Annotated in this window: 16 protein-coding genes and 1 pseudogene; 3 read left to right on the plus strand and 14 right to left on the minus strand. The window is 40.3% G+C overall.

Annotated elements, in window-relative coordinates; all coding sequences use genetic code 11:
- Positions 1 to 129: 129 nt before the first annotated feature.
- Positions 130 to 1,395: a GntP family permease gene (locus tag PYS62_RS06620; RefSeq protein WP_066714225.1), complete on the minus strand. Its 1,266-nt coding sequence runs from the start codon at positions 1,393 to 1,395 to the stop codon at positions 130 to 132.
- A 4-nt stretch (positions 1,396 to 1,399) separates the two neighbouring features.
- Positions 1,400 to 2,536 (minus strand): glycerate kinase family protein, encoded by a 1,137-nt coding sequence (locus PYS62_RS06625; protein ID WP_066714223.1) that lies wholly within the window; start codon positions 2,534 to 2,536, stop codon positions 1,400 to 1,402.
- 117 nt (positions 2,537 to 2,653) lie between these two features.
- On the opposite strand from PYS62_RS06625, the gene PYS62_RS06630 reads away from it, so the two are divergent.
- Positions 2,654 to 3,877, plus strand: coding sequence for a CdaR family transcriptional regulator (locus tag PYS62_RS06630; RefSeq protein WP_315574193.1), 1,224 nt, complete (start codon positions 2,654 to 2,656; stop codon positions 3,875 to 3,877).
- A 587-nt stretch (positions 3,878 to 4,464) separates the two neighbouring features.
- Here the strand turns inward: PYS62_RS06630 and PYS62_RS06635 are convergent.
- From PYS62_RS06635 to PYS62_RS06660, 6 genes are all read right to left on the minus strand, one after another.
- The gene (locus PYS62_RS06635; RefSeq protein WP_066714219.1) at positions 4,465 to 5,370 is read right to left on the minus strand and encodes a BRCT domain-containing protein; all 906 of its coding nucleotides are present in this window, start codon (positions 5,368 to 5,370) and stop codon (positions 4,465 to 4,467) included.
- 296 nt (positions 5,371 to 5,666) lie between these two features.
- Entirely contained in the window at positions 5,667 to 7,442 is a 1,776-nt protein-coding gene (locus PYS62_RS06640) for an InlB B-repeat-containing protein (protein ID WP_066714217.1), read from the minus strand.
- Between the two features lie 271 nt (positions 7,443 to 7,713).
- Positions 7,714 to 7,881: a hypothetical protein gene (locus PYS62_RS06645; RefSeq protein WP_315574194.1), complete on the minus strand. Its 168-nt coding sequence runs from the start codon at positions 7,879 to 7,881 to the stop codon at positions 7,714 to 7,716.
- 308 nt (positions 7,882 to 8,189) lie between these two features.
- Positions 8,190 to 8,543, minus strand: a complete 354-nt coding sequence (locus PYS62_RS06650) for a winged helix-turn-helix domain-containing protein (RefSeq protein WP_315574195.1) — start codon at positions 8,541 to 8,543, stop codon at positions 8,190 to 8,192.
- Between the two features lie 488 nt (positions 8,544 to 9,031).
- On the minus strand, positions 9,032 to 9,532 hold the full coding sequence (locus PYS62_RS06655) for a hypothetical protein (protein WP_066714213.1): 501 nt from the start codon (positions 9,530 to 9,532) through the stop codon (positions 9,032 to 9,034).
- A 638-nt stretch (positions 9,533 to 10,170) separates the two neighbouring features.
- Entirely contained in the window at positions 10,171 to 13,677 is a 3,507-nt protein-coding gene (locus tag PYS62_RS06660; protein ID WP_315574196.1) for an SHIRT domain-containing protein, read from the minus strand.
- 387 nt (positions 13,678 to 14,064) lie between these two features.
- Between PYS62_RS06660 and PYS62_RS06665 the strand changes: the two are divergent.
- Both PYS62_RS06665 and PYS62_RS06670 read left to right on the plus strand, forming a co-directional pair.
- Positions 14,065 to 14,280 (plus strand): annotated as a pseudogene (locus tag PYS62_RS06665) (N-6 DNA methylase); the annotation flags it as partial.
- 484 nt (positions 14,281 to 14,764) lie between these two features.
- The gene (locus PYS62_RS06670) at positions 14,765 to 15,010 is read left to right on the plus strand and encodes a hypothetical protein (protein WP_315574197.1); all 246 of its coding nucleotides are present in this window, start codon (positions 14,765 to 14,767) and stop codon (positions 15,008 to 15,010) included.
- Between the two features lie 389 nt (positions 15,011 to 15,399).
- On the opposite strand, the gene PYS62_RS06675 is transcribed toward PYS62_RS06670, so the two are convergent.
- From PYS62_RS06675 to PYS62_RS06700, 6 genes are all read right to left on the minus strand, one after another.
- A complete protein-coding gene (locus PYS62_RS06675) occupies positions 15,400 to 16,824 on the minus strand; it encodes a recombinase family protein (protein WP_315574198.1) in 1,425 nt (474 codons plus the stop codon).
- Complete coding sequence (locus tag PYS62_RS06680) at positions 16,784 to 16,993, minus strand: hypothetical protein (protein ID WP_066713340.1); 210 nt, start codon at positions 16,991 to 16,993, stop codon at positions 16,784 to 16,786. The genes PYS62_RS06675 and PYS62_RS06680 overlap by 41 nt, the downstream gene beginning before the upstream one ends.
- 247 nt (positions 16,994 to 17,240) lie before the next feature.
- Positions 17,241 to 17,861, minus strand: coding sequence for an N-6 DNA methylase (locus PYS62_RS06685; RefSeq protein WP_390085794.1), 621 nt, complete (start codon positions 17,859 to 17,861; stop codon positions 17,241 to 17,243).
- A gap of 255 nt (positions 17,862 to 18,116) precedes the next feature.
- Positions 18,117 to 18,941 (minus strand): carbohydrate ABC transporter permease, encoded by an 825-nt coding sequence (locus tag PYS62_RS06690; protein WP_066713334.1) that lies wholly within the window; start codon positions 18,939 to 18,941, stop codon positions 18,117 to 18,119.
- A 37-nt stretch (positions 18,942 to 18,978) separates the two neighbouring features.
- Positions 18,979 to 19,872, minus strand: coding sequence for a carbohydrate ABC transporter permease (locus tag PYS62_RS06695; protein ID WP_066713332.1), 894 nt, complete (start codon positions 19,870 to 19,872; stop codon positions 18,979 to 18,981).
- A gap of 68 nt (positions 19,873 to 19,940) precedes the next feature.
- The gene (locus tag PYS62_RS06700) at positions 19,941 to 21,218 is read right to left on the minus strand and encodes an ABC transporter substrate-binding protein (protein WP_066713330.1); all 1,278 of its coding nucleotides are present in this window, start codon (positions 21,216 to 21,218) and stop codon (positions 19,941 to 19,943) included.
- Positions 21,219 to 21,238: the final 20 nt, after the last annotated feature.

A 21,238-nucleotide genomic window follows, 5' to 3' on the forward strand; every position in this document is an offset into this window, starting at 1 on the left:
CATTTTTAGTATCATTTTTGGTGTGCTTACCAGAAAAATCATCTAATCAATACGCACTGTCATGCAATAAAAAAGAGGACCCATAAGGTCCTCTTTTGCTAAACGTGGCGCATTAAATCGCCAGAACAACTAAATTAAATAAATCAACGTAGCAACAATTGTTGAAACAAGACCAACTAAAGCTTCATAAGGAATCAACTTTAAGCGTTGCTTAATTGACATCTTTACAGAACCGCCTGTAGCATGAAAGAAAGATCCATGTGGTAATTGATCAAGCACCGTAGCACCAGCATGTAACATAGCTGCAGCATTTAAGCTCGTTACATTAGCAGCTGTCAAGGCTTTAGCAAATGTTCGGCCAGCAATTGTTGAACCAGCTGTCGTTGAAGCTGTAGCAGCACCCATCAAAATACCTGAAACAGGAGCTAAAACGAAAGGAGGCAAATGTAACAATCCAATCAAAGTGATCATATCAGTTTGTAAATTAGAGTGAGAAATGATTCCAGCTAATGTACCTGTACCAATTAATAAAGCACAAACACCAATTACCTTACTAAATCCATATTCAGAGTACTCTGCTACATGTTTCATCTCATTTGTGACCAACAGGCATACAATACCGCCAGCTGGCAAAGCAATCAGAGGATCAATCACAATGTTGAATAATGGTCTTAAAGCCAACAAAACAATAACAACAACTGGACCTAAAATAGCTTGTAAGAATGAAGGCAATTTCTGTTCATTTCCTGCTTCCAAGTCATTTTCTGTAACATAGTCACGGAATTTATTCTTATTAAGAGAATTACTCAAAAATGCAACAGCAATTAAAGCGCAAATGGCTGGAACAATATTCACGGCCATCAAACTATTTAAGTTAAGGCCAAACGCCTCACTTGTAGCAATCGTATTAGGGTTAGGACTTATGATATTACCAGCCTTGCCGCCACCAATCATAGCTAATAACACTGCCGATTTACTTAAATGGGCTTTCTTAGCTACAGCTAAAGCAACTGGAGCTGTTGTAATAACTGCTATATCAATAAAGACGCCAACTGTACAAATAATCATGGTCGATATAGCAATAGCCAACATTGCATTTTTACCGCCTAATTTTTCGACTATCGTATCAGCAATCTTAATTGCAGCACCTGTCTTGACTAAGCACCCAGCTAATATACCACTAGCCATGATTCGTAATACTGCACTCATCATTGTTGCTGAGCCGTTAATCATGGCAGCTACTGTTAACACCAAGCTACCTCCGCCAATTAAGCCACCTACCAATGCACCAATTATCAGCGAGTAAGTTGCATGATAATTTTTGATAATCAAAACTATCGCTACGACTAAGCCAACAATCGCCCCGAATGTGCTAAAGACAACAGAGTTATCCATATAACTACCTCCACAAATTAATTAAATTAATTACTTGGCTAACTGTCCGTCTCAAATTAGCTTTGGTGTTCTCTTCAGATAAAGCTTCTTCTAATGGACGGATCTGATCTAAGATTGGGAAAAAGGCATCGATGCCTTTGGCATTAACAGCTATCGCTTCATTGTCAACCACACCTGCAAACGCTATCACCTTTTTGCCGTATTTTTTGGCTAATTTAGCTACCCCAATTGGCGTTTTTCCCATAGCTGTCTGGAAATCTAGCTTGCCTTCACCCGTGATAACTAAATCAGCTTCTTTCATATAATCTTCTGCATGAATCAGACGCAAAATAAGTTCAATACCTGACTGTAAGTTAGCTTCAAGATATGTCTTGAAAGCATAACCTAAGCCACCTGCTGCACCTGCGCCAGGATACAGGTTATCAGCCTGCTTAATTACAGTTTTGGTCATTTGATGATAATGCAGCAAATTAGCTTCTATCGCTTTAACATCAGCTGCACTTGCACCTTTTTGTGGTGAAAAAACAGCTGCGGAGCCTCGTTCACCATTTAGAGGATTATCAACATCACAAGCTATATCAAACTGGCACTCTTTTAAGCGCTTATCTGCTTGACTTAAATCAATCTCAGCTATCATAGAAAGTCCAGCATTGCCCGGCATAATCTCGTACTTATTAGCATCTAAAAAACGATAGCCCAAAGCTTGTAGCATGCCAACACCGCCATCGTTCGTAGCTGAGCCACCGATACCCATGATGAAGTGCCGAACGCCTCTATCAAGTGCATCTATAATCATTTCGCCAACGCCATATGTACTTGCTTGCAATGGAGCTAATCGATTTTGAATTAAGGTTAAACCGCTTGCTTGACTCATTTCCATGATGGCGCAATTGTCTTCAGTTGAAATTACATATGTAGCTTCCACAGGTTCAAAGAGAGGATTATTTACCTGTACTTTAATACTCTGATGATTTGGGAAAGAATGGAAAGCTGAAACTGTACCCTCTCCACCATCAGCAACAGGTAAAACTGTCACTTGGTCAGTAGGATTAATTTTCAGGATTGCTTCTCTGACTGTACATCCAGCAGTGTGAGAAGAGATACTGCCTTTAAAGGAGTCCATCAAGATTAATGTGTTCATACACCCTCCTATTAATATTTAAGATATGACAAGTATAAACACGGCTAAATTAGTGTTACAATGTGCTGCGGAACATTTTTTCAACTATTAGTCAAGAATTATTTGGTCTTAAGCACAATGAAAATAAATAAAAGAACAGCACAATTAATCGTTGAAGAACTACGTGAGGTCATCAACGAACATATTAACTTTATCAATAAAGACGGCACAATCATCTATTCAAGTGATGCTGCGCGTATTGCTACTTTTCACGCTGCAGGGCTTTTATCGATTCGTGATAATAAGGTTGTAAAAGTTTACCGTGATGATGAATATACTGGTGCAAAAAAAGGCATAAACATGCCGATAAATTTTAATGGTGAAGTAATCGCCTCAATAGGTATAACAGGCGATACAGCTTCCGTCAGCAAATACGGTGCAATCATCCAAAAGATGACAGAAATTTTGCTCAAGGAAACGTATAATCAAAAAATTGATAAACAAAAGCGCGAACGTATTAAGTCATATCTAGAAGATTTAATTGCTGGTAATGAATACGAACTTATAAATAATCCTCTAGAAGATGATAATTCTAAATTAGAAGCAACTAAATGGAAAAGAATCGCTAAGCTAGCTTACGCTGATAGCCATCTCAAAAAGGCAAGCTCTACACAAGCACATGCTACTCTTCCAGCAGCGTTTGAAATGAATCAAGTAGCTTATACTAAACTAATTTGTGTGGGTAAAAATGTTGATAATGTAATCGATGTCGAACTGAGCGATAAAATTTATCGCGTATTAGAAAAGTTTTTTTCTAATAATTGTCTCTATGCTGTTTTTTTCAAAGAAATCATTATCTACTGTTATGAAGCTAAGTCAATTAAAGATTTCAAGGTTGTATTGGCAAATTGTGCTACAGAAATCACACGTAAAACAGGGTACGTCTTCGATTTTGGAATAAGTGAAGAATTTTATCTACTAGAGCAGGCTAGTAGTATGTATAAGCAAGCACAAATTGCTCTCAGGTGGGGGCATTTAGCTAATTTGCAGCGGCACATTTTTAGTTATGCACGTTTTGACATTGAGCTACTTTTAAGCGCAGTGGATAAAAAGACTTTGAACAAATACAAGCAAATTATTCTGAATAATCTCCTCGACAAGGATGATTATGCCATTTATGCAAAGCTTATCAAAGCGTACGTTCAATGTAATGGTTCCCTACAAGCTTGCGCAGATAAGTTGTTCATTCACAAAAATACTGTTCAATATCGACTAAATAAACTAGCCAAATTAACAGGCCTTAATCCGCAAAATACGCTTGATTTAATTAAGTTGTACCTCGCATTTTTAATTAATGTGTGATGACCATAACTCGTTAATGCAAAATTAAAAGCGTCTCTAGCATAGAGCTAGCGTCACCTAAAAATAAAACATTTGCATTCTTGTAAGTATTTATTGGCAGTTAAAATATTAAGGGCGAAGCTAAAAGCTCCGCCTGTTTATATAATTTAACTAAGCACTTACCGTATAGCACTTTCAAAAGCTAATATAGCTACGCCCTAAGTGCTGTAATTGGCACAATATAAATCCCTGTTTTGGGTTCTTGCAAAGCAGCATCTAAATGGCCGACTATAACGCACATAAAAGCTGGTTTCTTAGCCACATGCTTATAAAAAGTACTTAAGCTATCTAATGCATCTTGAATGCTACCATCAATAAGCTGCCACTACCACAAGCACAAGTTGGGTCTAGTTTCATTACGTGTTGGATACAATGAAACCTTGACCTTGAACTCTGAAACTTTTTGTCTGTACTTTGAAACTTTAATTTTGAACTCTGAAACTATTTATAGGAATCTGAAACTTTGACTTTCCATTCTGAGTTTTAACCTAACACTTTTAAACTTCACGCTTGGTATTTCTTTTACTATTTACGGCTTATATCTGAGACTATATTTCCAGCAAATCATAGAAAGTCCGCTCATCAATAATTTCTATATCTTGACCCTCAAGTTTTAACTTTTCTGCTTTCTTATGCTTTGAAGACTTCTCACCTTTAAGAATTGCATTGTAGTCATTGTCACCAAGGATCAGATAGTTAGTCTGCTTATTCACGCTATTATCTAAGATACCGCCGAGATTCACTACAAGCTGCATCGCATCTTTTCGAAGCATTTTCTCAAGCTTACCGGTGAAAACAACATGTCGATTATAGAAAAATCCATCTTCATCAATGACCGCTTCAGTAGGCTTAATGGCTTTGATATCTATTCCTTTGCCGCCGTGGCTTTCGCCGGTGATCCATAAATCTTCAATAGCGAGATTCTTCTCCGCCATACTAGCTTTTACGGCATCATATAATTCTTTCGTTGATACGCAGTCCGATAAAGCACGATGTTCGTTATTATGTAAGCCTAAGTAGTCAGTTAAATCGGAGAGTCTGTGATGCTTCAACTCAGGATACAGTTTACGAGCAAATTGCATCGTATCCATATACTGATTAGACAATTGTTCCTTAAAACCCTCATTCAAAAAACGCATATCAAAAGAGGTGTTATGACCAAGAATAATGTCATCACCTATGAACGAGAGTACATCCGTTTTAACACTGTCTATAGATGGCATACCTTCCAGCATGTCATTAGTTATTCCTGTTAATGCTGTAATAAAACCATCTACTTCTGTACTCGGTTTAATCAACTTATCATAACGGTCTACTATTTCATTATTCCTGACCTTTAAAATACCTATCTCAATAATTTCATCGTAATACGCAGATAAGCCGGTCGTTTCGGTATCTAGCACACAGTAATCATCAATGAGTTGCTTAGTGTAATTTGAGTTTGAATTGGACATAAAAGCACCTCCTTCATCTATTGAAATGAGCTTTTACAAATTTATCTTCTAATACTCATTATATCTTGAAAGCTAAGTGCCTTAAACATAAAAACAGGTCGATTGTAACTCTGAAACTATTGCTTTGTACTCTGAAACTTTAGAGCTTGGAGCACCATACTGTTTTTTATTGAGAATAAGAAAGCTTATATCTCAAATAACACTCAAAAGATAACATACAAAAAGATGGCTCTAACATATCGCTAGAGCCATCTTCTAATAACCAATGCTCGTTACTTAAAACAAGCAGTGCCTAGTTACTTGTTTTCTTCCATCATTTTCTTCTTACGAAGAATTGCAAGTCCTGCAATCGAGAAACCTATAGCTGTGAGCAAGCCTGCAAACGATGCTGATTCACCAGTCTTAGAAATCATGCCAATATGCTTTTTAGGCTGTGGCTGAGGAGCTGGTGTCTGAGGATTTGGCTTGAGTTCCGGAGTCGGTGTAGGTGGGTTTGGAGTTGGATCCGGATTTGGTACAGGATCTTTCGTGTAAATAGCGTATACAGTCATATCACCATTAACTACGCTTGCTCCCGTAAATTCAGTACCTTTACCGTCTTCCTTCGTATTCCATTCCTTGAATGTATAACCAGCCTTCGTTGGTTTCTTCGGCATAGACTCATTAGTCAACGCATCAGTATCAATTGCCTTGCCTTTTTCTACTTTCCTTGTAGCATGAATCTTATCGCCATCGACGAAGTTAACGTACAAATAAGGGTTCTTATAGTTTATGTCATTGTTATTAAGCAAGCTCTTTCGAAAATTACTGGCTTGTGCGGCATCAGAGTCGCCACTAAATAAAAGCTGAGTATAGTCAGCATAATTTTCTGGTGCCGTATATTTACCGGAGATAGCCCGATTTCCTTTGAACAAAGTTTTCTCATCTGTGCTTATATTCTTATATGCCTCTGTGTCCTTTGTAGGATCGTTATTATCTTCTTTATAGGTGTAAATTGCACCACCACTAGTAGCTACATTGTTAGTAAATTGCGATTCACTTATATCCGCTCCACCATTATCCTTATTAAGGTATAAAGCACCTCCTGCAGCTATGGCACTATTAGCATCAAATTTCGATTTACTTATCGTCAGTTTCTTTACACTAAAAATCGCTCCGCCCCATTTAGCCTGATTCTTGCTAAACGTAGTATTTTTTATTGTTAGTTCTTGTGATGAATAAATCGCTCCGCCCGTGCTTGCTTCATTTTCTTCAAATCTAGCATTCTCGATAGTAGCAGGATTCGTTTCACCGATCCAGATAGCACCACCGACTTTTTTGTCAGGAACTTTGTTTCCCTTAAATGTGCCACCAGTAATAGTTAATTGACCAAAAGAAGCTATCGCTCCACCACCAGAAGTGGTACTGCTATTATTTTCAAAAAGACCACCTTTGATATTGAGAGTAGAGCCTTGTCTAGATTGAATGACACCACCTTGATTGTGAGATGTATTATTTCTGATCACAGCCTCATCTTCGATCGTTAATGTACCTCCATTAACATATAGTGCTGGACCATCAAAAATTTCAACATCAGAGAAATTTTGAATTATCGCTCCTTTGCCAATAGTGATCTTGCCTCCAGTAAGGGCAGACAAGCACTCGCTCTCATGAGCTCCGTCAAGTGTTATATTATCAACTGTAATCTCTGCACCTTCTCCGACACCCATAAGCTCTTTCGGACCTTTTCTTGTAAGCTCGTATGGTCCACCTTTACCTGAAGTTAGCCTTATTTTATTATTACTTCTGAGATGCATACCTTCGGTTGCTGGAATAACCGTATCTTTATTTACATATACAGTATATAAACTCGTGGCATCGTTTATATCCATATTATTAACACATTCCATAAATGTGTCGTATTCGCCAACAGGCATCTCTTCACTAGAGCCAGCTACTTTTTTAGTTACTGTAAAAGCTTTAGCGTTGGGTATATCATCAGCCGCAAATACCTGTGTAGTTCCAGCTATTACACCAAACGCTACTAATGTTGCCATCAATAGACCCATTGTCTTTTTCAATAATGCTTTCATATTCTCCTCCTTATCAATCTAATAATGTTCCTTTTATTGTTTTTAAAAATTGCATAAAAATAGGTAGGAATACATACCTATCCATCAGGTATATATTTCTGCCAATTAAAAAATCCTACGTGAAAATGGACAGATCTATGCTGTCTGTCTATCTGTCATGGATTTTGTTAGTTTTTTCATGGCTTGTCAACCTTGTATGCTAATTTTTCTTGTGCTAATTATATAAGAAAAATCTATATTGACTAGCCTTTATATATTGTATATCCGTTATTTACTTGTCTATTTTCATTACGATCCCATCAAGGAAGATAAACTCAACCTTTCCATCGTGACGCACGGTTAGATAGTCAACCAGGCCTTTGAAATGCAGATAGTCTAAAAGTAGTTTACAAAGGCTATAATCCATCTCGTCTTGCAGTATTTTCTTTACTTCTCGCATTGACTCATCCTCCTTGTAGCCTATACATCACTCAGACTCCGTAATAAGTCCAGTATTGATAAACACCCTAAGGGCTAAAAGAACACCCCCTTGTCTAAATAGCACACACCCCTAAAAGCAAAAAAGTCTAGCGTCAATTCACACCAGACTTTCATTCACGTTCTTCTGCTTAGTCAGCCTACAATAAACCTTTATTTACAGTGTTCTTTTAAGCAACAGCTAATAGGCTTGGTATCATTTTCTGTAAAGTTATCTCTAGTTTCATTACGTGTTGGATACAGTAAAACTTTGCCTTTATAACTCTGAAACTATTGCTCTATACTCTGAAACTTTAACATTGTACTCTGAAATCTTATTTTAGGCAGCAGATGACGTACGTGAACAGCAGCAGTATTTTCACAGCCATACGAAGGCGCACCCCAGACTGGCTCGTAGATTGCAACTAGGCTGTAGACACGTCCAGGATGCTTCATGAGAAAATGGCAGGTGTCATATTCTTTGGTCGCAAGCGCAACCGCTTCGCCATCTACGGTAACTTTTTTTGCGGCATCATCGAGTTTGATACCACCAAGCACAAGTGTTCCGGCAGTCTCCTCGTCCTGAGGATTGGCGGCACCGAGCCGCTTATATCGGCGCAGCGCACTGCGTACGCGTGCCATCATAGGCACAAAGCAGCTCATAGTCGGGATTTTGCAGATAAATCTTGAGTGCACCAACAATATCACGGTCGTCATCTACTAGAAGAATGCGATACATTTGAACTCTTTCTCACATAGACCCTTGCATTTCAATACAATGTTTCGTCAGGGCAGGTGGCATACGAACCAGAGCATTTTCTCACGAGGATATATGAGGTGGCAGACGGCAAGTTCTGCTTACTAGACTTGACTTTTGCGTAGGACCCAGAGATTTTAAATCTGGCCCTCAAGCTCATAGTAGGTCAAAATCTTATTGGAGCGTCCTCTGCTATTGAGATCACGCACAACGATATCCTCTTCCCTAAGACCAGCGAGAACAATAAAATGACCAGTCTTGGTAAAATACCCTGACCCATGATGCAAATAATGGGATTGCCTGCTTCGAGGTCTGTCTTAACACGTTTCTCTTGCAGGGGAATCTCGGTCGCATCTAAACCTAATTTTCGACCGCCCTAAGATATGAGCGCCCAGGCACTACCCTCTCCATCGACTGCATAACCCTGAGCTGTTGCAAACTCGCCCATCGCAAGAGGCGACATCGATGCGTCCACCGTAAGATAAATATAGGCCATCGATAAACAGCTCGGACCACAACCAGAAGGCGCAAAGTACTGACCCGCATAGTTGGTATAGCCCCAGCGCTCATCCCACAGCAAGAAGAGCGGAACCATGGGACTGTGAGCGTATTCAGAAAGATCAATAGTTGGATGATCGTTGTGACGCTTGTCAAAATCCAAAACAAACTGGCGTGCTTCGGGATTGCGTTCAAAGAGACTGACAAGCTCGGTAGGAGTGATCTTGGAAGGGCGTTGCCATGACAGCAAGCCCTGTTGAAAACAGATAGCCCCAAGGGACGTAAGCGTAAGAAAAAAGAATGATAATGCGCTTGAACCAGCCGCGATGACGATGTTGGCGATGCGCTCGGCGCTGATACGACCGAAGTGTTGAAGCACTACGGCTATAGCGAGTTACGCCGCCCCTATAGACAACATCATTATGAGACGCAGGCCCTTCGCAGATAACTTCCATGCGCCCTCCTTTCCTGACTTGCGGCATTTCATGACAGGGTTGTATTACTTAAGCGCATTGTCTTCTGACCGCCCTTTAAGGAACCAGAAGCAAAATTCGAAAGATTTCCTTAACTTCAGGCATGCAAATTGGTCTGGCAAATCAAAGGACCACTTTGCAAAGACATTGAGCCCTATGCTCAGACAACGTCAAAAGAATTATTACAAAACACATCATCTAGCAGGTATAAATCAGCTTTGGATCTATACTTTGTGGTTTGTGACGACTGCGGCAGGGGAGCCACGAGCAAAAGTGCTGGAATGATTACAAGGTCAAACGGTGAAATTGCCAAATATGACGATGAAGGCGGGAGCTTCAAAGCAAACGACCTTTCGATGCTTGAGGCTGGCCTTCACAAAGTATTTTGGGCGCCCAAAGGATGCAGAGGATGCATATCGTATGGGGCTGCATCGATGATCTTATGCCACCCCAGAAACAGAAAGACGAAAAAACGGTATAGCCATATTTCACGACTATACCGTAATGTTCGGGATTACAAACTCCCTATGTTGCACTGCCTAACCTATTGGTTGTTATTTTTCTTAAGCCCCAGTGCTAGTGCTGAAAGAGCAGATCCAATCAGTGCCATGACACCTACATAGAATGGTACGCTCGTTGCTTCGCCAGTTTTTAGTATAACATGTGCAGAAGAATTTGTCCCTTTATTTCCTGTATTTCCTGTATTTCCTGTATTTCCTGTATTTCCATTTATAGAACCTGGCTGTGCTGTTCCTGGGTTCATTGGATGCTCCGGTTTGGCCGGTTCTTCGGTGAAGGTCCAAGAACCTGTAATGCTTGCGTTCTTGTCACCCATGATGCCGTTATTCGGATCGGTCCAACCGCTGAAGGTCCACGTACCTTTCTTACCGTCCTTCTCACCTTTTACCGTGTCGTTCTTCTTGTAGGTGGTATCTACGGTGTAGTGATCACCAGCATAGTAACTATCACTATTCTTCGGGAGCTCTTTTCCTGCCGGTGCGTCCTTACCCCAGTTGTAGACAACCTGATACTTGTTAGCTTCGGTGAAGGTCCAAGAACCTGTAATGCTTGCGTTCTTGTCACCCATGGTGCCGTTATTCAGATCGGTCCAACCGCTGAAGGTCCACGTACCTTTCTTACCGTCCTTCTCACCTTTTACCGTGTCGTTCTTCTTGTAGGTAGTATCTACGGTGTAGTGATCACCAGCATAGTAACTATCACTATTCTTCGGGAGCTCTTTTCCTGCCGGTGCGTCCTTACCCCAGTTGTAGACAACCTGATACTTGTTAGCTTCGGTGAAGGTCCAAGAACCTGTAATGCTTGCGTTCTTGTCACCCATGGTGCCGTTATTCGGATCGTTCCAACCGCTGAAGGTCCACGTACCTTTCTTACCGTCCTTCTCACCTTTTACCGTGTCGTTCTTCTTGTAGGTGGTATCTACGGTGTAGTGATCACCAGCATAGTAACTATCACTATTCTTCGGGAGCTCTTTTCCTGCCGGTGCGTCCTTACCCCAGTTGTAGACAACCTGATACTTGTTAGCTTCGGTGAAGGTCCAAGAACCTGTAATGCTTGCGTTCTTGTCACCCATGGTGCCGTTATTCAGATCGGTCCAACCGCTGAAGGTCCACGTACCTTTCTTACCGTCCTTCTCACCTTTTACCGTGTCGTTCTTCTTGTAGGTAGTATCTACGGTGTAGTGATCACCAGCATAGTAACTATCACTATTCTTCGGGAGCTCTTTTCCTGCCGGTGCGTCCTTACCCCAGTCGTAGGTCACTGTGTATGTAGGGAGTTCATACACAACGGCTATTTCATGGTTTTTATCGAGATTCGTAAAGGTATAGCTATTTGGATATTTAGATATATCCATTTCCTTGGCATCAACGGTTACGCTCCTTAGCTTGTAACCATCCTTTGGTGCATAGTTTATGGTCTTATTGTCTCCCTTATATGCATCGCAGCTCGGATCAATGGTTCCGTTTGTTACGGATGTAGTGATTTTTAGCTTGACCCGGCTCTCCTTCCAAATTGCTGTGACTTGCGTATCTTTGTCAACCATAATCTCAGTGCCTGGCGCTAGTTTTTTGCCATTCACTTCCCAAGTGTCAAATTCCTGATTTTCAGGAGCAGTGAAAGCATTACTCAAAATCTTGTACTTTGAGCCCTTGTTTAGCTTCTTGTCTTTCATTTCGCCGGTGCCGCCGTTACCGTCGTAGCTAATAGTGGCAGTTTCGAGAGCCTTGCTTGCCAGATCCGATTCAAGCGGGGCTTCTTCAGGAATTAATCCACCATTATCTTTTGCTTTTGCCGTGATGGTGGCTCCAACTGCTAACTCTTTAATCTCCAGGGTTACTACCCCAGTATTTGCATCAACGGTCGCACCATCCGATGTCCACGTGGTCTTACCTGTGGTAGCGTCTACGGTTCGCGTTGCGGTGACGGTTTTCTCCGCGCCCGATTCGTCCTTATACGTAATCGTGTAGGACGCCAAGTCGGTATCATCACCGGGATCTTTATAAGCCGGTGGGGTAATAGTTACTTCACCCTTATCCGTGTCTACTGCAATCACCGGAGATTTAGGTGCGATATTTTTTACCAGATCTTTAGCAGGGAATTTAGTGACTTTGGCCCCATCGTTTAGTTTATAGGTTCCATCGGCATTTTTTCGATATACCGGATTGCCGCCATCCCAATCAACTTCCACATCATTAGGACTGATTATTGTAACGTTTCCGTCTTTATCAAACTCGATAAACGCAGGATCGTCTATAAATCCAGTTCCATCGGGGAGTTTAGATACGCCATGTACCGTATTGGCATCTCGAATAGCTTTATCGATGGCTTTTTTATCGTCATCAGTTAGTTTTTTGGGATCTCTCACGGCGACCTTTTTGGGAGTTGTTATTACCGGCTCAGACTTCGCGCAAGAACGGAATTTATGTGGCTCTTTGACAATAATACCGAACTTTTTTCCGAGTTCTAAATCATCATCATTGATTGAGAACGTAACTTTTGTGCCGTCAACGGATACTGTTTGAGACATCTCTCGCCATGTCGATTTGTCCACTATACATTTTCCACCTTCACAGAAACTATTGTCCTCGTTATCCGTGAAATTGTTGACAAAATAAAATTTCGTACCTGCGGCAACCTCTTCAGCAAATGTAACGATAATCTGTCCATCTGTTACCTGGACTTTTTGTATTGTCGGAGCAGCAGATGTTTCCGTTACCGTTTTGATTTTTAGGTCCGGAGCTTCAATTTTTCCGGAGGTTGATCTATCGGTATAGGTCACTTCATAGTAGGCATGATCCGTGCCATCGATAGAAAATGTAACACTCTTAATTTTATTCGCAATTTCCGGATTGGCGTTCTTCAACAGTTCAGTAGCTTCTGCTTTCTCATCGTCATTTACTTGGTTGGAGTTCGTGTGTTCAATCCAGATTTCGCCGGCGGGCATTGTGAGCGTTGTCTGACCTGCTATTGATAGCTCAGCATTTGCAGTTACTTCTGGTGATTTGTCTTCATCTAATTGTTGATAGACAGTAACTGTATCTCCTTCTTCAACTTTTGTTCCAGCAGGTAAATCTACTTTCCAGGTATTTCCTCTTTTAGGGGTATAGGAAAGAGTGGCTTTAACAGTGCCGTCTTTAGCCTTTAATGTTACATGGACTGTTGCTATTACAATCTTTTTATTAACCTTAGCTTTGTGTACCTTACCGCCGGAAATGGTTGTGGCGTCGCAAAAGACTTTGTTAATGGTCGGTGCCGGTATAGCAGCACCCACGGGTTGACCAACAATCTCTGGCCCGATCTCTAGATCCTCGCCCTGTTCCTCGTTGGATTTGATACTTGATGGTTCTTCCTTTACAGGAGTGACAACTTGCGGTTCAGATTGAGGTCCGTATTGCGAGTTTTTGGCATACGTAATTGGTGTCCATGACATAGATAAAATCATCAAGGACGCCAACGCGAGCGAAAAAAACCTAATAACATTTTTATGTTTTATCTGCTTTTTTATTATCATAATTTTTATCCATCTACGCATGGCGTTGGATTTTCCTTTCTTTGACGTCCCCTATCAATTTGAATTGTTTACATCTTTCATTACGGGTGAATAAGTCATCCAAATCTCGCAATTCATAATCATGTTACATACTACCACATCTCAATTGTAGCCTCAACTTTATTTTTTACCACAATAGTGCACTTGATTCTTTGCCATTTTGGCTCTTATTGACATTTGGGGCTGCGGTGGTTCTTCTGGAGCATCCAACATTGCCTTTAAACCGAAGCTTGGTATCGAAACTGTCCACGACGGCCTCCAGGTGAGCTACGGCTGTGCGTGCTCCGTCAAGAACAGGACGGTGAAACGATCAGCCAAGTTTACAGAAGCGAGGATTAATAGACGAACAAGCAGCAATTGGCATCAAAGATATGGGAATCCGCCAACAAGATGCGCTCGAAAATCGAGGCAAACGAATACAAGGACTACATCCTGGGCTTCATCTACGAGCACCTTATCAGCAACTTCGCCGCCAACGCAGGCAAGAAAGCAGGCGAGTTCTACACGCCGCACGAGGTGTCCATGCTCATGAGCGAGATAGTTTCGTGGCACCTGCCCGGACGCAAGAACATCACAATCTACAATAAAATCATTTACAACTATCCACTGGAACGTTTCCGTGCGAGTGGCTACACGAAAGATTTTCAAAACTTTGCAACCGATACGAACCTCCGGGGTCGCACACTTATAGCTCTTATTCTTAGCGAATATCGTCGTTATCTTTTTGCGGACTTAAAACTGAATATTAAACCAGTTATTATGCTTAAATCGCAAAAGATTAAAGAGTCCGAAGCTTTCCATGACGAGTTTTTCAAAAAATTAGAGGAACTCACGAGCTATAAGATTAAAGCTTTGCAAAATGCTAACATTCCGCTTCTTTCTAAGGCTATTGCTTATTTTGGGAAAAAGATGACACTCTTGAAAACCTGGAGCATAGTCTTAAGAACTCTTTTTCTGAAGGTAACACCATCATCATGAATGGATCTTCAGACGGTAATGACGCTAACAAAATTAAAGTGAACTCACTCGAAGATAAAGATAATCCATTCGCCTTATTCTTGCTGTTGATATGCTTAATGAAGACTGGTATGTATTAAACCTTTTTGATATTGTGCGCCTTTATGATAGTCATCAAGGTAGCGGTAAAGCTGGAAAAATCGGTTCGTATACAATTAAAGAGGCTCGACTGATTGGTCGTGGGGCACGCTATTGTCCGTTTGTATATGAAAGCGACAAAGACCTTAAATATAAGCGTAAGTTTGATGGTGACCTTACGAACGATTATCGTATTCTGGAAAACTATGTTTTTCCATAGTCTGAACGATTCACGTTATATTGCTGAGTTGAAACAAGCCCTTATTGCAACTGGACTTCAGCCTAAAAATCCAATTACTCGTGAATATCGACTAAAAGAAGAATTTAAGACTGGGGGTGCGGACATCTTTTTAGACAGCCACACCCCCTTCTCTCCATCGATACCCAACTAATTTTATTATACTCTTTTAACAGCAAAAAAGCACGTCAGCGACCTGCTGATGTGCCTTTATTTTGCCCTGTAACATTTCCTATAACCTTAACACTTTAGTTCTGTTTTGCTCCCATCAAGGAAGGTAAACTCAACCTTTCCATCTTGATGCACGGTTAGATAGTCAACCATGCTCAGCCAGACGTTTTCATCGAACACAGTTAACAAGTTCTGCTTTTTCAAATCCTCGATAAAATATTCAACCTCATCACGTCTTGCTTGTCCACAATTATAGCTTTGACTTCTTTAAGCCTTGATTCTACAGTATTAAACCTGTTCACTAGACTCGTATATTTTTTCTCATACTCATCTTGGTCCTGCAATTTCCGTGCGTTTTCATTGATGCAGTTGTTGACCTTGTCAGCTACGATGTTGAGTTCTTCTTCAAGTTTCAGTTGTTCATTTTCAAGACTTGAAGTATCAAAAACAGTTTTTACCATCTCTTTATGCGTTGCGATGATTTCTTGTTTATCTTTAACAAGCATATTTACACCTTTAATAAACAGCGTTTGAATCTCTTCTTCTTTTAAGTGTGGAGTGGTGCAGTGTTCTTCAAACTTGTGATTATATTGCCAGATTCTTGTACGGTACTTATCTGTTGAATGCCATGTTTTAGAACCATACCATGAACCACAATCGCCACATTTAATCTTGCTTGAATATATGCTGACGCTTGAAATGCGATTTTTACCGCCCTTTCTTAGCGCTAAAAGTTTCTGCACCCTGTCAAAGGTAGACGGTGGAATAATGGCCTCATGGTTTCCTGTCACGTAGTATTGAGGGATTTCTCCCTCGTTCTTTTTCTTCTCCTTGGTTAGAAAGTCCACCGTGAAGCTCTTCTGTAAGAGGGCATCGCCTTTATACTTCTCATTGCTTAAGATGGCATGGACTGTTCCTGCCGACCATTTTTTCTTGCCTCCTGGTGTCGGTATACTGTCAGCAGTAAGTGCTTTGGCTATCCCAAAAGCTGAGTAACCTTGTAAAAACATGCGATAAATCTTTTTAACCGTTACGGCTTGCTCTTTGTTAACGATGAGGTTTCCATCCTCACCTCGATCATAGCCTAAAAATCGTTCGAAAGGCACGGTAACCTTACCGTCTGCGAATCTTTTCCTTTGTCCCCATGTGCAGTTTTCAGAGATCGAGCGTGATTCTTCTTGCGCCAAGCTCGACATTAAGGTAAGAACGAACTCGCTTTTAGTATCAAGCGTATGAATGTTTTCTTTTTGAAAGAATACGCCGATTCCTCTTCCTTTAAGCTTTCTAATAGTTGAAAGACTGTCTACCGTGTTTCTGGCAAAACGGCTGATTGATTTGGTAACGATTAAATCAACTTTTCCTTGCAAAGCATCTTCTATCAGACGATTAAAACCATCTCTATTTTTATGCCTTAGACCTGAAATACCATCATCGTAATATAGACCAGCAAACTGCCAATCGTTTCGCTCTTTAATATACTTTGTAAAGTAAGCCTTTTGTGCCTCTAAGCTATTATGCTGTTCATCTTTTTCAGTTGAAACGCGGGCATAAGCTGCAACTCTTATCTTTTTAATTTTCGTCAGTTTAAAAATTCTTGGTGTCAGTTTTACTACTTCTTTTACCATAAATTCCCTCCAGCATAAGAGTTGGAGGATCATAGTGATCTTTTATCTGAGTAACTGATAACTGCCATGATTTGTCATCAACCATGCCTTTGAAATGCAAATAGTCTAAAAGTAGTTTACAAAGACTGTAATCCATCTCGTCTTGCAGTATTTTCTTTGCTTCTCGCATTGACTCATCCTCCTTGTAGCCTATACATCACTCAACCTCCGGAATAAGTCAAGCACTTATAGACCCCATAAGAAGTAAAAGAACACTCCCTGAATCAAAAACACACACCCTTGTCTAAATCGCACAGCCCTAAAAGCAAAAAAGACACCCCCTAAAAAGGAAAAATCCAGCGTCAATTCACGCCAGACTTTCATTCACGTTCTTCTGTTTCACAAGCCTACAATAAATCCTTATTTACAGTGTTCTTTTAAGCAACAGCCAATAGGCTTGGTATCATTTCCTGTAAAGTTATCTCATACACCTTGTTAATATTCGTTTTACCGACCATTACCAGCCTAGCTAACAGCTTGGAAACTGTCTGTGGTGTAAAGAATTCACCGCCAGATTTACCAGCATTACTTGCGTAATTGGAAATCAAATATTCATAAGCATCACCGAAAGCATCAATATCGTTATCTTTGAAATCGTCAAAATTGATACTAGCTATACCAGTTAGTATATCAGTCAGCCGTTTGTGCTTTTCTTCTACTGTTCCACCTAAACGATTGCTTTTTGTATCAATATCCTCGAACAGCCCCTTAATATCATTTTCAGATTTAAAGCCCACAGCACTGCCCTCAATAGCTTTAAATATTTTGTCTAGATCTGTATTAAGGTTTTCGTTATCTTTGGCAGTTTTAACCACATTTTGAAACAATTGGCTCGGTAATATGAAAAAGCCTTTAGCGTCTACCGTATCAGGGCGAAAATCACAATCAGCTTCTTCATCTGAAATTTCAGCATAATCAAAGTCTACGTCACCAGCTTCACGCTCAGCTTGATTGAAAAATTCGGTAATATTCTCTGAAATAAAGCGATAGAACAGAATGCCTAAAACATATTACTTAAAATCCAATCCATCTACTGCGCCACGTACATCATCAGCAATTGCCCAGATTTTTCTATGTAATTCTGCTCTTTGTGCTGCTTCATTATTACTATTTGTTAATTCTGCCATACTCCTTACCTCTCCACATTGCTCATATTCCAAAACTGCTAATTCAAAATTGGCGACCTACAAAATACTTATAAAAGCATTTTAACTAAGCAGAAGTAAAATAGCCAGTTACAAGCTCGCTCTCTCCTACTGCTTAATTCCGCTCTGGGCCACACCCTCGATGAATTGCTTTTGGAAAATTGCAAACACAATTATCAACGGAATAACGGCTAAGACAGCACCTGCCATCTGCATCGGATACTGCGTTGAAAACTGACTCTGCAAAGTGGACAAGCCAGGGCCTAAGGTCATTTTGTCAGGGCTCGTGTTCACAATGAGTGGCCACATGAAATCATTCCAGGCAAACTTAATGACAAAGATTGCCAAAGCAACTAAGCCTGGTTTCACAAGCGGGGTCATCACATAAAGGAAAATACCAAACTGTGAACAGCCATCCAAGATTGCCGCCTCTTCTAACTCCTTAGGCAAAGACAAATAAAATTGTCTAAGTAAAAAAGTGCCAAACACACTAAACAAGTTAGGCAAAAACAAAGCGGGAATGCTATCTAATAAGCCTAGTTTCTGGACTATCAAGTATTGTGGGATGATGAAAATCTGGCCTGGAATCATCAAAACTGACAGCAATAGCATAAAGATAAAATTACGGCCAGGGAATTTGATCCGTGCAAAGGCATAGCCAGCCATGGCGCAAAAAATAAGTTGGCAGATGGTTGTGACGGCGGTTGAAATGAGCGTGTTTAGGAAAATTTTCACAAATGGTAAAGATTCAAAAATCGTCTCATACGCAACAACTTTAAATTCTTTCGGCCAAAAAGTCGGTGGAATTTGCACCGCTTCACCATTACCTTTGAATGACGTTAAAACCATCCAGAGAAATGGAAAGATAACTAAGCTAATTCCCAGCAATAAAACAATATGAACCACGATATTGGCATGTTGCTTTGTGCGCATTTTACGCCTCCCCTTTTCCAAATCTACTTTTTTTAATTTAGGCATAAGTCACCCACTTCTTTTGCAAGATCATCTGGATAATTGTCACAATTAAAATCACAAAGAAAATCAGTACCGAAATAGCTGCTGCATAGCCTTTGTAACCATATTCGAAGGCTGTCTGGTAGTACAACATAACTACGCTTTGGGTATCTGCAAAGGCTGGATTTTGTGGTCCTATCATCATGTAAATTACATCAAAGACCTGGAAGCTTCCGATAAAGCTCGTAATTGTCACGAAAAAGATCGTCGGGCTTAAAAGCGGTAAAGTTAGACTGAAAAACATGCGAATCTTGCCAGCGCCATCAATCTGCATACTTTCATAATAAGTCTTGGAAATATTTTGCATACCCGCTAGCAAAATAACCATGTTGTACCCAACGCCCATCCAAATACCTACTACAGCTATACAATACAAAGCTGTATCTGCATTAGTCAGCCAATTATGGCCTTCTAAGCCGAATGCTTGCAATATGGCATTCAAAATACCCATACGCTCGTTAAACATCCATTTCCAAATCATGGCCACTGCGGCTGACATTGTGACAGATGGCAAGAAATAAAGGATGCGATAAAGGCCTTGGCCCTTTATTTTGGTATTTAACAAGGCAGCTAAAGCAGTTGACAAGAATAGGCCAACTGGTACGACAATCAAAACATAACGCAAGGAATTATACAGACTCTGCCAAACAGTTTTGTCAGTTAATAGTTGTTTGTAATTTTCAAGTCCGACAAAGCTCGTCATGTTGAACTTGTTGACATCGTTGAAGCTGAACCAGATATTTTGGACAAAAGGCCAAAGATAAAAGATAAACAAGCCTAAGGTAACAGGGGCAATCATCAAATAAGCAACTGCCCATGTCTTAAGTTTGCCTGATAACTTTCTAGTCATAAAGTCCTTCCTTAGGTAAGTGAAAGGGAACTAGTTTGCCTAGCTCCCTTACATCATGAAAAAGTTACTTATTTTAGTAACTTGTCAGCTAAAGGTTTAAGTGCTTTACAAGCATCTTCTAGGCTCATTTCGCCATTATAGGCTTTGACCAACCACTCAGATTCGAGCTTATAAAGTTCAGCTGCTTTCTTGCAAACTGGTAATGGATAAGCTTTGTCTACATGCTCAATGTAGGCTGATAAATGATAATTTGGACTTGCTTTTTCAAACAAAGCTTTTGCATCATTACGAGCTGAGATAACTACGCCGCTCTCGCCCTGAATTTGCATAGCTTCTTTGCTACCTAACCAAATAGCAAATTTCGTAGCTTCTTCAGTATTTTTGCCCTTAGCATAAACAGCATAGCCTAAACCGTTAATACAGTTAGCTTCTATGCCATTAAAAGTTGGAATCTCTACGCAATCGATTTTTCCCTTAATTACTTCATTACCCGCATATTCAGGCAACATATATGAGCCAGCAAAATTCATGGCAATTTGTTCTGAGCCGAACATAGCGTCAGCATTTGTTTCAGAAAGGGTTGCAGCTGTTGGTGATAATTCTTGTTTGATGAGATCAATCCAGCACGCAATACCGCCTTGGGTCTTAGGATCCATATAGCCTGTTTCTGTCTTTTCTTTGTTGATGATGTAACCACCGTTAGCATAGATTGTTTGGTAATACCAAGTTTGGAAATCGACTGGGCAAGCAAATGGATAAACGCCCTTAGGCAGCTTGGCTTTGAGTTCTTTGCAAAGTTTGACGAAATCTTCGTATGTTAAATCGTCTGTTGGATATTTTACGCCTGCTTTATCAAATAAGCCTTTGTTATACCACAAAGCATTGGTATCAAAGTCCTTTGGCACAGCATAGTTTTTGCCGTCACGAACGTAGTTATTGAGCAAAGCAGCTGAATAATTTTCTTTGAAATCGCTAGCTTTGACAGCTTCTGTAATATCTTGTAGAATGCCACCTTCTAAGTAGCTATCTAAGTGTAAAACGTTGACCCAGAAAACATCAGGTGCAGTTCCGCCAGTAGCAGCTGCTTCTAGTTTGGTCCAATATTCTTTGTAAGGTGTCAATTGAATTTTAACTTTGACATTTGGATTACTTTTCTCATATGTTTCAACTAACTTGTCCATCGCGAGTTTCTGTTTTTTATCCCAGATACCAAATGTCAGTTCAACTTTTTCGCCGCCTGCTTTGGCTTTTTCAGACGAGTTTGTTTTGCCCTTTTGGCCACAAGCGCCTAGACCAACTAATAGTGTTGCGCTAAGCAAACTAGCTAATAATCTTTTATACTTCATATTAATCCTCCCCTTGAAGC

Origin of the sequence: Amygdalobacter nucleatus (genome assembly GCF_029167365.1) — a bacterium.
GTDB lineage: Bacteria > Bacillota > Clostridia > Saccharofermentanales > Fastidiosipilaceae > Amygdalobacter > Amygdalobacter nucleatus.